Origin of the sequence: Stutzerimonas chloritidismutans AW-1, from assembly GCF_000495915.1 — a bacterium.
GTDB classification, from domain to species: Bacteria; Pseudomonadota; Gammaproteobacteria; order Pseudomonadales; family Pseudomonadaceae; genus Stutzerimonas; species Stutzerimonas chloritidismutans.
Genome location: NZ_AOFQ01000055.1, coordinates 44,772 through 57,966, shown reverse-complemented (window position 1 = coordinate 57,966; position 13,195 = coordinate 44,772). Strand labels below are relative to the sequence as shown.

Sequence of the window (13,195 nt, the reverse complement as noted above, 5' to 3'; positions counted from 1 at the left end):
CGGACTCGCATAACGGCGAAAAGCGCGACGGTTACTTGGCGCCGCCACGGTCTGCGTCAGGATCGGGTCGTCCCAGGCGTGCCTTGACTGCAACGCAGCGGTATCCTCGGCCGTATACGTTAAGGAATGAGCACCATGACCAAACCGATCGCCTCGTTGCTGCTCCTGCTGAGCTGCCTGTTCCTGTCTGCCTGCGAAAAGGATTGGGGGATCGACCAGCACGGGCGTGAAGTGACTGCGGCACAGCTGCAGGGGCAGTGGCTGCTGATCAATTACTGGGCCGAATGGTGCGGTCCCTGCCGCACCGAGATTCCGGAGCTGAACGCCTTGGCCGAAACCGAGCAGGGACTGGCAGTGTTGGGTGTGAATTTCGACGAGTTGCGCGGCGAAGAGCTCGCTCAGGCCGCCAAGGCGCTGGGTATCGACTTCCGTGTGCTCAGTGATGATCCCGCCGAGCGTCTGCAATTGCCGCGTAGCGAGGTGCTGCCGGTGACCTATCTGGTTGACGACCAGGGGAAGGTGCGCGAGCGCCTGGTTGGCGAACAGACTGCCGAGGGCATCCTTGTGCATCTGGCGCGGCTGAAGGGCGAGTAGCCCGCCTGGTGACTCAGGGTTTGACGTACCAGAAATCCTGCCAGAAGCCGATCACCTTGACCGGATAGCGATTCTGCCCGAGGCTGCCGTTGTAGCGCGCGAGCGCCCGGTTGATGTCGCCATTTTCCTTGTTCAGGTAATAGCTGAGGATGGTGCAGCCATAGCGAAGATTGGTGGCGTTGTCGGTGAGGTTGTCTTGTGGTCGACCCAGTTCCGCTTTCCAGAATGGCATCACCTGCATCATGCCCTGCGCGCCAACGCTGGAGATTGCAAATCGGTCGAATAGGCTTTCGGCATGGATCAGCGCCAGCACCAGTTCCGGCTTCAGGCCCGCCTTGCTCGCCTCGCGATGCACCAGTCGGAGCAGCGCCAGCCGCTCTTCGGCATCGGGGATGTAGCGCTTGAGTCGGCCGGACATGTCGACCAGCCAGACCTCTGCATCGAAGCGATCCTGAAAGCTGTCCGCCTCAGCGACTGTCCTCTGCATGAGGTCGCGGAGTTCGGGTTCGGGCGCTTGACGGATATTGGCTGCTGCCGGCAGGGCGCTCACCAGCAGCAATGCGAGAAGAAGAGCAGGCGTCTTCATCGGTTTCAGTTTCCGTTGCTGCCTTCGATCAGACTTTGCAGAAAGTGCTGTTGCAGCTCGGGGTCGTTGCGCGTCAGCTCTATCAGGCTCTGCTCCAGTTCGCTGGCTTCTTCTTCCAGACCAAGTTCGGACAGGCGCCGGACGCGATGCACCCATTGCGCGACGTCGTCGCCTTCCAGGTCATCGAAGATCAGGTCGTGAGCTTCTTGCAGCTTGCCGCGCAGCTTGTGGCTTACAAGCAGCGTGGCCTCTGCCCGGGTGCCATCCTGTTCATCCTCAACCGACAGCTGCAACTTGCCGATCTGCGTGACGTCCTGATCAGCGAACGGCCCGTCGAGAAGATTCAGGCGCAAGACGCCGTGACGATCGGTCGACAGCTCGTGAGTGTGCGGACCGGCGCTGACGAGCACCGGACGCTCCGCCCAAGGCAGGCTGGTGTACTCGAGCCGCGCATCCCGGCGTTGCTCGTCGAGGCTGGCCAGATTCTGCTGCGAGCGGCCATTGGACTCGGCATTCATGAACGGGTTGATGCCGGCGAAGCCGTAGCTGATCCAGTCGCGAGTCGCGCTCTCTGGCATGTTGCCGAGCATCACCACGTTGAGCACGTTTGCGCCTACGCCGGCGACCACTGCGACGACGCCCAGCGGAATCTCGTACAGCTCTCGCCAGGGCTGGTAAGGCGTATAGCGATCGTAACGGCGGGTTACTTCGAAATCGGTGACTTCGAATGTCATCTGCTCTTGCACGCGGATACGCCGCTGCGGCAGTTCGAGCACCTGGGGTTCACCGAGTTCGATGCGCAGGCTGTGGTCGAGCAGTTTGCGCTCGACACGCGCCTCGTGCTCGCTGCGCTGCGGCAAGTGATTGGCGCAGCCGCCAAGGAGCAACGCCGCGCAGAGCGCGGCGCTGGTTGAAACGACAATACGTCGGTTGAGCATGATTTCCGATCAGCGATGAGCACGCGAGTTGATGAAGGACAGGATGTCAGCAGTCGCGACTGGCTGAGGCTGCGCGTCGCGGCGGTGCTTGTATTCCAGGGTGCCGTCGGCCAGCCCGCGATCGCTGATGACAATGCGGTGCGGGATGCCGATCAGCTCCATGTCGGCGAATTTGACGCCGGGGCTGGTCTTTTTGTCACGGTCATCGAGCAGCACTTCGTAACCTGCTGCCGTCAGTTCGGCGTAGAGTCGGTCGGTAGCCTCACGAACCGCTTCATTTTCGTACTTCATCGGTACCAGGGCGATCTGGAAAGGCGCGAGCGCGTCTGGCCAGAGAATGCCGCGGTCGTCGTAGTTCTGCTCGATCGCCGCGGCAACCACGCGGGATACGCCGATGCCGTAGCAGCCCATGATCAGAGTGGCCGGTTTGCCGTTCTCACCCATCACCCGGCAATTCATAGCCTCGCTGTACTTGGTGCCCAGCTGGAAGATATGGCCGACCTCGATACCGCGTTTGATTACCAGATTCCCCTGTCCGTCCGGGCTCGGATCACCGGCAACCACATTACGCAGATCGGCGATCTGCGGTAGCGGCAGGTCACGCTCCCAGTTCAGGCCGAAGTAGTGCTTGTCGTCGACGTTGGCGCCGGCACCGAAATCGCTCATCAGCGCAACCGAGCGGTCGATGACGCAGGGAATCGTCAGGTTCAGTGGGCCCAGTGAACCGGGGCCGGCACCAATCGCGGCGCGGATTTCCGCTTCCGAGGCGAATACCAACGGGCTGGCAACCTGCTCAAGGTTGGCGGCCTTGATCTCGTTGAGTTCGTGATCGCCGCGTACGATGAGGGCGATCAGTTGGCCGTCTTCGACGCCATGAACGACCAGCGTTTTTACCGTTTTCTCGATGGCGAGGCCGAACTGCTCGACGAGTTCGATGATCGTCTTGGCATTCGGTGTGTCTACCAGGCGCATTTCTTCGCTTGGTGCCGCACGATCGGTTTCGCGCGGAATGGCTTCGGCCTTCTCGATGTTGGCGGCGTAGTCGGAGGTGTCGCTGAACGCGATGTCGTCTTCGCCAGACTCAGCCAGTACGTGGAACTCGTGCGAGCCGGTTCCGCCGATGGAGCCGGTGTCGGCTTGCACCGGACGGAAGTCGAGCCCGAGGCGAGTGAAGACGTTGCAGTACGCCTCGTGCATGCGGTCGTAGGTTTCCTGCAGCGATTCCTGGGACAGGTGGAAGGAGTAGGCGTCCTTCATCAGGAACTCGCGGCCGCGCATGAGGCCGAAGCGCGGACGGATTTCGTCGCGGAATTTGGTCTGGATCTGATAGAAGTTGATCGGCAGCTGCTTGTAGCTGTGAAGCTCGTTGCGTGCCAGGTCGGTGATGACCTCTTCGTGGGTCGGGCCGACACAGAATTCGCGATTGTGGCGGTCCTTCAGACGCAGCAGCTCCGGGCCGTACTGCTCCCAGCGGCCGGACTCCTGCCAGAGCTCGGCTGGTTGAATGGCCGGCATCAGCACTTCCAGGGCGCCTGCCTTGTTCATTTCCTCGCGAACGATGGCCTCGGCCTTTCGCAGCGCACGCAGCCCCATCGGCATCCAGGTGTAGAGACCGGACGCCAGCTTGCGAATCATCCCGGCACGCAGCATGAGTTGGTGACTGATGACCACTGCATCGGATGGGGTTTCTTTGAGGGTCGAGAGCAGGAACTGACTGGTGCGCATGTGGCCGTTGTGTCCTTGCAGAAGAGGCTGGAATTTGGCTCGGCATTGTACGGCTGCGGGAAAGAAGCGTACAGAAGTCGGTCAGAGCGAGCGGACGCATGGGGCCGACTGCCGAATGAAAAAGAGGAGCCCGGCCAATTGGCCGGGCTCCTCGGTGCTGCGCTTGCCGCCGGTTACAGGATGCTGATCGGATAAATGGCGTACAGGCGCCATTCGTTAATATCGTTCCAAGCGGGGTTGTTGGTACGCAGGATAGAGTTGCGTGCGCGCAGGGTCAGGTCCTTGGCAGCGCCATCTTGGAAGGTGTAGGAAACCTGGTTGAAGAGTTCACGCTCGGTCGCCTCGCCTTCACCGCCGTAATAGGCTGCGTCGATGTTATCGCCGCGCACATAGGCGGTCTTCCACTGCAGACCGGACACGCCATAGCTGCTGAAGTCCAGCTCGTAGCTCGCTTGCCAGGAGCGCTCGTCCTTGAAGTTGAAGTCGGAGAGATAGGAGTTGGCTACCCAAATGGAGCCGCCGCCGTCGCCGTTGTCGTATAGATAGCCGGTATCACCGGTTACGCGCTGGTGAGCGAGGATGAAAGCGTGGGCACCGACTGCATACTTGGCCGACAAACTCCAAATGGTGTTGTCATCAGCGTTGACCGCTACTCGATCTTCAATGTCGTCGGTCTTGTAGTAGTTGAGGTCGAAGGTCAGCGATTGATCATCTGCGAGCGGCATCACGTAGTTAACGTTGGCGTACTTCTTGTCGTAGGTGTCTTCGACATCAGAGAAGTACAGCGACGCGCTGAGGTTATCGGTGAAGGCATAAGTACCACCGAAGACGTCGAGACTCTTCAGGCCGAGGTCGTCACGCGCGGGGGAGCCCATCGGGCTGTCCGCGGTGAAGTGGCCGGCGTTCAGTTCGAGGCCTTCGATCTCGCTGCTGGTGATCAGGGTGCCGGTAAAGGCTTCAGGCAGCAGGCGGGAGTCATCCGAGGCGATGACCGGAAGATTGACGAACTGATTGCCGTACTTGAGCGTGGTATTGGAGAGGCGGAATTTCACCGCCGCGCCCGCTTCGGAGATATCGTCTTCCCAATTCTTCGGCTCTCCGGGGAACATGTCGCCCTGGCCACCATCAAGCTTGACGCCTAGCAGGCCGTAAGCATCGATACCGACGCCGATGGTGCCTTGGGTGAAGCCGGACTCGAAGGTGGTGATGAAGCCCTGCGCCCAGGTGTTGCGGTCGTCGACGCCATCTTTGTGGTCACGGTTCCAATACGTGTTGCGCAGCAACAGATCCAGGCTCGCATCTTCGACGAATCCCTTGGACTCCGACTGCTGGCTGGCCAACGCCATCTGGGAGGTGCCCGCCGATACGGCCAGGGCGATTACGCTCCACTTCATCACTTTCATTGTGATTGCTCCTTTGGTTTAAAAACGGTGCTTACCTTGCCGCGCGTGGGCGGAAAGGGTGCAACTTCTTAGTCCCGCATCAGGCTTTAGCCAATTTTGGCTGCTCTCGCGAAAAGCCATCCAGAGAATGTACTGTTTAGCTCTAGTGCAGCGCTAGAGCAAGCTGTGTGACGCTGATTGCGGTGTTTTGAAGCCGCCCTAGCGTTCGCATAGATCGTCTAGCAAGAATCGTACTCAGAATTCATGATTGAGCTAATCGGGCGTTGCGGAGAAATACTGGGGTCGCATTGCACTGAAAGGCGGCGCATTTTCTGAGGTAAGGCACCAATCTTGTGCGCGGTTGCCAGATTGTCGTCCGGGATGTCTGAGGTATCCTTTTTACCTGTTTCCTACGGCGCATTCGCGCGGGGTTTGCTTCGCAAGGGGGGGCTTATGTTTGTACTTGATTCACGTCTGGAGCAGGACACGTTGCTGCTTGGTGACTTCCCGCTCTGTCGGTTGCTGTTGATGAACGACTCGCAGTACCCCTGGTTCATTCTGGTGCCGCGTCGCGAAGAGATTAGTGAGTTGTTTCAGCTGGATGCGGCTGATCAGCTGGCGCTGTGGAAGGAGGCCACTGCGCTGGCCGAGACCGTCAAGGACACCTTCGGCGCCGATAAGATGAATGTCGCCACGCTTGGTAATGTCGTCGGGCAGCTGCATATGCATGTCATTGCGCGGCGACGCGATGATGCTGCCTGGCCAGCGCCGGTGTGGGGTAGGCATCCGGCGAAGCCTTACAGTGACGAGCAGGTGGCAGCCATCAGGGACAAGCTAAAGTTGGTGCTGACCGATCACTTTCGTTTTGGAGTATGACTGTGGACCTTGAATCGAGAGTGATGGATCTGGAAACGCGTCTGGCGTTTCAGGACGATACGATCCAGACGCTGAACGATGTGCTCGTCGAGCAACAGCGGATCATGGAGCGTCTGCAGCTTCAGCTGCGCGCACTGGCAAAACGTCAGGAGGAAATGCAGGTTCCAATGGACGCTGGTGAGGACGAGGCGCCTCCACCGCATTATTGAATTGAGAAACGGGGCGCCGTGGTGACTTCGCCCCGTGGCAGCTTGCTCGGTCGTCCTACTCGATCGGGACGACGTCTTCGGCCTGCAGCCCCTTGTCCCGCATCATGATGGTGAACTCCACGCGCTGGCCCTCGACCAGGATGCGGTGCCCTTCGCCGCGGATGGCGCGGAAGTGGACGAATACGTCATCTCCGCTGTCCCGGGAAATGAATCCGAACCCCTTGGATGTGTTGAACCATTTTACGGTGCCAGCCTCGCGCCCTGCTGCCGATGGCGCGCGGGTGTTTGTGCGAGCCGGTTTTGCCTGCTTGCTCAGGCCGCGTGGCGTGGCGAGGTGCAGCAGCACGGCCACAAGGGCGAGCAGCAGGCTGGCGAGTGTTGCGGGCTGGCCGGCGATCTGTGGCAAAGCTACAAGTACGATGACGGCCTGCAGCGCGATAGATAGGAGTAGCAGTGCTGACGCAGCGATTATGACTGGCCGGGTGCGGCTGTCGATCAACTGGGCAGATGGGGCGAATTGAACGTTCAGCAGGCCGAGCATCAGCAGGCACAAGGCGTCGGGCTGCAGCAGTAGTGGCGCCGCGCCGCGCAGGCTTGGAACAAAGGACAGCAATAGGGCAACGACGCCCGCCAGGACATGGACGATCTTTAACATTCTTGTATGGCTCACGGTTGATAACACGACAGAGAAGCCGCAGGCCTGGAGTTCGTGGAAAACGTTCGTCGGTCAGGGCTGAACACTGTTCGAGAAACCGCGCGGGTCCGGGCTGCAGCGCGGCGTATTTAACAGGAAAGGAGGAGGGGGCTCAAATGAGCGTGTTCGCCGTCGTGGCTTCGAGTGCGGAGAGTGCTCGAAGACGGGCTGTTTCGCAGCAGATGCGTTGCGATCTGGGCAGAGCGAATATGGCGCTCCGCCCAGTAGCGAAACTTAGGCCGAAAGCAGGCTGCGCAGCATCCATGCAGTTTTTTCGTGGCTCTGCATGCGTTGAGTCAGGAGGTCGGCGGTCGGCTCGTCGTTGACCTTGTCCAGTAGCGGGAAGATACCGCGGGCGGTTCGTACAACGGCTTCCTGGCCTTCGACCAACAGCTTGATCATCTCTTCGGCGGAGGGGACGCCTTCCTCTTCCTTGATCGAACTCAGGCGGGCGTATGCCGCGTAGGTGCCCGGCGCCGGGAATCCTAGCGTGCGGATGCGTTCGGCAATATCGTCCACGGCGATGGCGAGTTCGGTGTACTGGGTTTCGAACATGGTGTGCAGCGTGTTGAACATCGGCCCCGTGACGTTCCAATGGAAGTTATGGGTCTTCAGATACAGGGTGTAGGTGTCGGCGAGCAGGCGCGACAGGCCTTCGGCGATGGCTGCACGGTCCTGTTCGGCGATGCCAATGTTGATTTCCATGTTTTTCTCCTGGTGGATGGTTCAGCCGTTAGTTATGCCAGAAAAATGCGTGGTGTTGTGAAGCGATACGTTTCTGGTCGAATGCTCACCGTTGGAAGGCTCTGATCGATTCAGGGTTCCATCAACGGCTCGATTTCGAGTTGGCGAGGGCAACGGCTGCGCCGCGGTGATTATCTCGATATAATCCCGCGCTTGTGCCTGGCGGTCCCAGTGCGTGCTGCGGCGCCCGGCGTCAATGCGGTATCGCGTACGGTACATGCCGCTTGCGCAGAGCAGTCACGGTCTTGTCAGTCTGTCGCGGCTCTGGCGCCCCATCGAATTCAAGATACGAGAAGCGAACTTCACCATGATGCGCAGCCACTATTGCGGCCAATTGAACGAAAGCCTGGACGGCCAGGAAATCACTCTTTGCGGCTGGGTACATCGCCGTCGTGACCACGGCGGGGTGATCTTCCTCGATGTGCGTGATCGTGAGGGCCTGGCTCAGGTGGTCTTCGATCCGGATCGCGCCGAAACCTTTGCGACCGCCGATAAGGTGCGTAGCGAGTATGTAGTGAAGATCACCGGCAAGGTCCGCCTGCGCCCAGCTGGTGCGGTGAACCCAAATATGGCTTCCGGTGCCATCGAGGTGCTGGGCTACGAGCTGGAGGTGTTGAACGACGCCGAAACCCCGCCGTTCCCTCTCAACGAATACAGCGATGTGGGCGAGGAGACGCGACTGCGCTATCGCTTCATCGACCTTCGTCGCCCGGAAATGGCCGAGAAGCTCAAGCTGCGCTCGCGTATCACCGCGAGCATTCGTCGGTACCTGGATGACAACGGCTTTCTCGATGTGGAAACCCCGATCCTGGGGCGTCCGACACCTGAAGGCGCGCGTGACTATCTGGTCCCGAGCCGCACCCATGCCGGTAATTTCTTTGCCCTGCCGCAGTCGCCGCAGCTGTTCAAGCAGCTGCTGATGGTTGCCGGTTTCGACCGCTACTATCAGATCGCCAAGTGCTTCCGCGACGAAGACCTGCGCGCTGATCGCCAGCCCGAGTTCACCCAGATCGACATCGAGACCAGCTTCCTCGATGAAGCGGACATCATCGGTATCACCGAAGGCATGATCCGCAAGTTGTTCAAGGAAGTGCTGGATCTGGAGTTTGGCGAATTCCCGCACATGCCGTTCGAAGAGGCCATGCGCCGGTACGGCTCGGATAAGCCCGACCTGCGCATCCCGCTGGAACTGGTGGATGTTGCCGATCAGCTCAACGCTGTCGAGTTCAAGGTGTTCTCCGGTCCGGCCAATGACCCGAAAGGCCGCGTTGCCGCGCTGCGCGTCCCGGGTGCGGCGAGCATGCCGCGCAGCCAGATCGACGATTACACCAAGTTCGTTGGCATCTATGGGGCCAAGGGCCTGGCCTATATCAAGGTCAATGAACGCGCCAAGGGCGTTGAAGGCCTGCAGTCGCCGATCGTCAAGTTCATCCCGGAAGACAACCTCAATGTGATTCTCGATCGCGTCGGCGCGGTCGATGGCGACATCGTGTTCTTCGGTGCAGACAAGGCGAAGATCGTTTCCGAGGCCCTGGGTGCGCTGCGCATCAAGATCGGTCACGACCTCAAGCTGTTGACCTGCGACTGGGCGCCACTATGGGTGGTCGACTTCCCGATGTTCGAAGAGAACGATGACGGCTCGCTGAGCGCGCTGCACCACCCGTTCACCGCGCCGAAGTGCTCGCCTCAGGAGCTCGAGGCCAATCCGGCTGCGGCGCTGTCGCGTGCCTACGACATGGTGCTCAACGGTACCGAGCTGGGTGGCGGTTCGATCCGTATCCATCGCAAGGAAATGCAGCAGACTGTGTTCCGCATTCTCGGCATCGATGAAGCCGAGCAGGAAGAGAAGTTCGGCTTCCTCCTCGATGCGTTGAAATTCGGCGCTCCGCCACATGGTGGTCTGGCCTTCGGTCTGGATCGCCTGGTGATGCTGATGACCGGTGCGCAGTCGATTCGTGAGGTGATTGCCTTCCCGAAAACCCAGAGTGCGGCGGACGTCATGACCCAGGCGCCGGGTGCGGTGGACAGCAAGGCGTTGCGCGATCTGCATATCCGTCTGCGCGAGCAACCGAAGGCGGAGTAAACGCTACCCGAAGCCTGGTTCTGCCAGGCTTCTTCGTCTTGCGGCTCTGAGTGCGAGACATTACGGCGATAGCCGGCCGCTGTCTTTATCGAGTGACAGACGGATCCGGTTATCGAGATTTTCTGATTCAGTCGAAGAATGGAGTGAGTTATGGCTGGTCATTCCAAATGGGCCAATATCAAGCACCGCAAAGAGCGTCAGGACGCCAAGCGGGGCAAGATCTTCACCAAACTGATCCGTGAGCTGACCGTGGCGGCCAAGCATGGCGGCGGCGTGCCGGCGGACAATCCGCGTCTGCGATTGGCCGTGGACAAGGCGCTGACAGCCAACATGTCGCGTGACGTCATCGATCGCGCCATCGCCCGGGGCGCAGGCTCCAGCGAAGCGGACAACATGACCGAGCTGAGCTATGAGGGTTACGCGCCAAGCGGGGTGGCGATCATCATCGAGGCGATGACCGACAACCGCAACCGTACCGCGGCCGAAGTGCGTCACGCCTTCAGCAAGAACGGTGGCAACCTCGGTACTGACGGCTCGGTCGCCTACATGTTCGATCGTAAGGGCCAGATCAGCTATGCGCCCGGCGTCGATGAAGACGCGCTGATGGAAGCGGCGCTGGAGGCGGGCGCCGACGACGTCGTTAGTCAGGAGGATGGGTCGGTCGAGGTCTATACCAGCTTCGCCGAGTTCCTCTCGGTCAACGAAGCACTGACAGAAGCCGGATTCCGCGGCGACGAAGCAGAAGTGGCGATGATTCCCTCCATCATGGCACCCATCACCGACGTCGAGACGGCGCAGAAGGTTCTGCGTCTCATCGATGCGCTGGAAGATCTGGATGACGTGCAGAACGTCTACCACAACGCGGAAATCTCCGACGAGATCATGCAGCAGCTGGGCTGAATCTCGTGGTGTCCGCAGCCGGGAGCCGCATTGCTGGGCTCCCGGCTTTTTTATAGGCGCGCATCGCAGGCTACGTAGTGACTAGCTGGGCGCATATTGTTGTCGGTGGCGGAGACGGCAGCGCCTCCGTATACTCGCCACTGGATAAATAGACAGCACGGCACGGCATGACGCTGATTTTGGGTATCGATCCCGGCTCTCGAATCACCGGCTACGGCGTCGTACGGGACACCGGCCGCGGTTGTGAATACGTCGCCTCTGGTTGCATTCGTACCGGCACCGGCGAGCTGCCTGATCGCTTGCGTGCCGTTTTCAGTGGCGTGAGCGAGGTCATTCGGACCTATGGCCCGGTAACGATGGGCATCGAGCAAGTATTCATGGCGCGTAATGCCGATTCCGCGCTCAAGCTCGGCCAGGCTCGGGGGGCAGCCATCGTTGCTGGCGCGGAAGCAGGTCTGCAGATCGCAGAGTACACCGCGACTCAGGTCAAACAGGCCATCGCCGGAACGGGCGGGGCTGATAAGCAGCAGGTGCAGATGATGGTCATGCACCTGCTCAAGCTTCTGGAAAAACCCCAGATCGATGCTTCGGACGCGCTGGCCATTGCGTTATGTCATGCGCATCACCGGCAGAGCCTCATTCCGCACGGCCTGGCCGGCGCCAAGCGACGAGGCGGGCGGTTGCGTCTGTAGTCGGCGCAAACTCTCTTGGTTGAACGAATAATCGACTGGTCGTCAGCGGATGCGATGGCCATGGAGGAAACAGCTTGATCGGACGTTTGCGTGGCACGTTGGTGGAAAAGCAACCGCCACATCTGATTCTCGATGTCAACGGTATCGGCTATGAGGTCGAAGTGCCGATGACGACGCTGTATCGCCTGCCGGCGGTCGGCGAGCCGGTGACGCTGCATACGCACCTCGTCGTGCGTGAAGACGCACAACTTCTTTATGGCTTCGCCGAGAAGCGCGAGCGCGAGCTGTTCCGTGAGCTGATCCGTTTGAACGGTGTGGGACCGAAGCTGGCGTTGGCGTTGATGTCCGGACTGGAAGTGGATGAGCTGGTGCGTTGTGTGCAGGCGCAGGATACGTCGGTCCTGGTGCGCATCCCAGGCGTTGGCAAGAAGACCGCCGAGCGGCTTCTGGTGGAGTTGAAGGACCGCTTCAAGGCGTGGGAGAGCATGCCCGCCATCGCGACCTTCGTGGTTGAACCCGGGAGCAAAATGGCAGTCACAAGCGCCGAGAATGATGCGGTCAGCGCGTTGATCTCCCTGGGCTTCAAGCCACAGGAAGCCAGCCGTGCAGTGTCCGCCATACAGGAAGATGATTTGAGCAGTGAAGAAATGATCCGCCGCGCCCTCAAGGGCATGGTGTAAGCCATGATCGAAGCGGATCGTATCGTCACGGCAGGCAGTCGCGATCGCGACGAGCAACTGGATCGTGCCATTCGGCCACTCAAGCTGGCCGAGTACATCGGTCAGCCGGTCGTGCGCGAGCAGATGGATCTGTTCATCCGCGCCGCCAAGGGCCGTCAGGAAGCGCTCGATCACACGCTCATCTTTGGTCCGCCGGGGCTGGGCAAGACTACCTTGGCGAACATCATCGCCGAAGAGATGGGCGTGTCGATCAAGAGCACGTCGGGCCCGGTGCTTGAGCGACCGGGTGACCTGGCCGCATTGCTGACCAATCTGGAGGCGGGCGACGTTCTGTTCGTCGACGAGATCCATCGCCTTTCGCCCATTGTCGAGGAGGTTCTGTACCCGGCGATGGAAGATTTCCAGCTGGATATCATGATCGGCGAGGGGCCTGCGGCTCGCTCGATCAAGCTGGATCTGCCGCCGTTCACCCTTGTGGGCGCCACCACGCGGGCCGGTATGCTGACCAATCCATTGCGAGACCGATTCGGTATCGTCCAGCGTCTGGAGTTCTATTCCACCGAGGACCTGGCGACCATCGTCAGCCGTTCCGCCGGTATCCTCGGTCTGCCGACCGAGCCGGAGGGTGCATTCGAGATTGCCCGTCGGGCGCGAGGGACGCCGCGTATCGCTAACCGCTTGCTACGTCGTGTGCGAGATTTCGCAGAAGTGCGGGGTCGTGGTGAGATCACCCGGCAGATTGCCGACCTTGCCTTGAACATGCTCGACGTCGATGAGCGAGGCTTCGATCATCAGGATCGCCGTCTGCTACTGACCCTGATCGAGAAGTTCGACGGCGGACCGGTGGGGATCGATAGCCTTGCCGCTGCGATCAGTGAAGAGCGGCACACCATCGAGGATGTGCTCGAGCCGTACCTCATCCAGCAGGGCTACATCATGCGCACGCCGCGCGGTCGGGTCGTGACGCGTCACGCCTATCTCCATTTCGGCCTCAACCTGCCCAAGCGCATGAGCGATGCTCCAACGCCGGATCTGTTCGATGGCGACATAGTTTGAAGAAAATATTGTTCTGTTACCCGATTGGCATTTACA

14 protein-coding genes are annotated in these 13,195 nt (G+C 60.2%); 8 read left to right on the top strand and 6 right to left on the bottom strand.

Translation table 11 applies throughout. From position 1 onward, the window contains the following. Positions 1 to 135 precede the first annotated feature (135 nt). Positions 136 to 594 (top strand): TlpA family protein disulfide reductase, encoded by a 459-nt coding sequence (locus tag F753_RS42410; RefSeq protein ID WP_023446271.1) that lies wholly within the window; start codon positions 136 to 138, stop codon positions 592 to 594. A gap of 13 nt (positions 595 to 607) precedes the next feature. Here F753_RS42410 and F753_RS42405 read toward each other — a convergent pair whose 3' ends face one another. From F753_RS42405 to F753_RS42390, 4 genes are all read right to left on the bottom strand, one after another. Next, entirely contained in the window at positions 608 to 1,180 is a 573-nt protein-coding gene (locus F753_RS42405) for a lytic transglycosylase domain-containing protein (RefSeq protein WP_023446270.1), read from the bottom strand. A 5-nt stretch (positions 1,181 to 1,185) separates the two neighbouring features. After that, positions 1,186 to 2,118 carry a hypothetical protein gene (locus F753_RS42400; protein ID WP_023446269.1) on the bottom strand — a complete coding sequence of 311 codons (933 nt, stop codon included), beginning with the start codon at positions 2,116 to 2,118 and terminating at the stop codon, positions 1,186 to 1,188. 9 nt (positions 2,119 to 2,127) lie between these two features. Next, the gene (locus tag F753_RS42395) at positions 2,128 to 3,843 is read right to left on the bottom strand and encodes a proline--tRNA ligase (RefSeq protein ID WP_023446268.1); all 1,716 of its coding nucleotides are present in this window, start codon (positions 3,841 to 3,843) and stop codon (positions 2,128 to 2,130) included. Between the two features lie 173 nt (positions 3,844 to 4,016). Continuing rightward, the gene (locus F753_RS42390; RefSeq protein ID WP_023446267.1) at positions 4,017 to 5,246 is read right to left on the bottom strand and encodes an OprD family porin; all 1,230 of its coding nucleotides are present in this window, start codon (positions 5,244 to 5,246) and stop codon (positions 4,017 to 4,019) included. A 432-nt stretch (positions 5,247 to 5,678) separates the two neighbouring features. Between F753_RS42390 and F753_RS42385 the strand changes: the two genes are divergently transcribed. Together F753_RS42385 and F753_RS42380 are read left to right on the top strand one after the other, a co-directional pair. Beyond that, a complete protein-coding gene (locus F753_RS42385) occupies positions 5,679 to 6,101 on the top strand; it encodes an HIT family protein (RefSeq protein ID WP_031298109.1) in 423 nt (140 codons plus the stop codon). A 2-nt stretch (positions 6,102 to 6,103) separates the two neighbouring features. Next, positions 6,104 to 6,310: a SlyX family protein gene (locus F753_RS42380; RefSeq protein ID WP_014821044.1), complete on the top strand. Its 207-nt coding sequence runs from the start codon at positions 6,104 to 6,106 to the stop codon at positions 6,308 to 6,310. Between the two features lie 55 nt (positions 6,311 to 6,365). Here F753_RS42380 and F753_RS50205 read toward each other — a convergent pair whose 3' ends face one another. Continuing rightward, positions 6,366 to 6,965 carry a cold-shock protein gene (locus F753_RS50205; protein ID WP_023446264.1) on the bottom strand — a complete coding sequence of 200 codons (600 nt, stop codon included), beginning with the start codon at positions 6,963 to 6,965 and terminating at the stop codon, positions 6,366 to 6,368. A gap of 273 nt (positions 6,966 to 7,238) precedes the next feature. After that, positions 7,239 to 7,709 (bottom strand): Dps family protein, encoded by a 471-nt coding sequence (locus F753_RS42370; protein ID WP_003300673.1) that lies wholly within the window; start codon positions 7,707 to 7,709, stop codon positions 7,239 to 7,241. A gap of 346 nt (positions 7,710 to 8,055) precedes the next feature. Here F753_RS42370 and aspS point away from each other — a divergent pair, with 346 nt between their 5' ends. From aspS to ruvB, 5 genes are all read left to right on the top strand, one after another. Next, on the top strand, positions 8,056 to 9,831 hold the full coding sequence (aspS, locus tag F753_RS42365; protein WP_031298108.1) for an aspartate--tRNA ligase: 1,776 nt from the start codon (positions 8,056 to 8,058) through the stop codon (positions 9,829 to 9,831). A 150-nt stretch (positions 9,832 to 9,981) separates the two neighbouring features. Then, the gene (locus tag F753_RS42360; RefSeq protein ID WP_014821040.1) at positions 9,982 to 10,731 is read left to right on the top strand and encodes a YebC/PmpR family DNA-binding transcriptional regulator; all 750 of its coding nucleotides are present in this window, start codon (positions 9,982 to 9,984) and stop codon (positions 10,729 to 10,731) included. 167 nt (positions 10,732 to 10,898) lie between these two features. Next, on the top strand, positions 10,899 to 11,423 hold the full coding sequence (gene ruvC / locus F753_RS42355) for a crossover junction endodeoxyribonuclease RuvC (RefSeq protein ID WP_014821039.1): 525 nt from the start codon (positions 10,899 to 10,901) through the stop codon (positions 11,421 to 11,423). Between the two features lie 74 nt (positions 11,424 to 11,497). Then, complete coding sequence (gene ruvA / locus F753_RS42350; RefSeq protein WP_014821038.1) at positions 11,498 to 12,103, top strand: Holliday junction branch migration protein RuvA; 606 nt, start codon at positions 11,498 to 11,500, stop codon at positions 12,101 to 12,103. A gap of 3 nt (positions 12,104 to 12,106) precedes the next feature. After that, on the top strand, positions 12,107 to 13,159 hold the full coding sequence (gene ruvB, locus F753_RS42345; protein ID WP_003300681.1) for a Holliday junction branch migration DNA helicase RuvB: 1,053 nt from the start codon (positions 12,107 to 12,109) through the stop codon (positions 13,157 to 13,159). Positions 13,160 to 13,195: the final 36 nt, after the last annotated feature.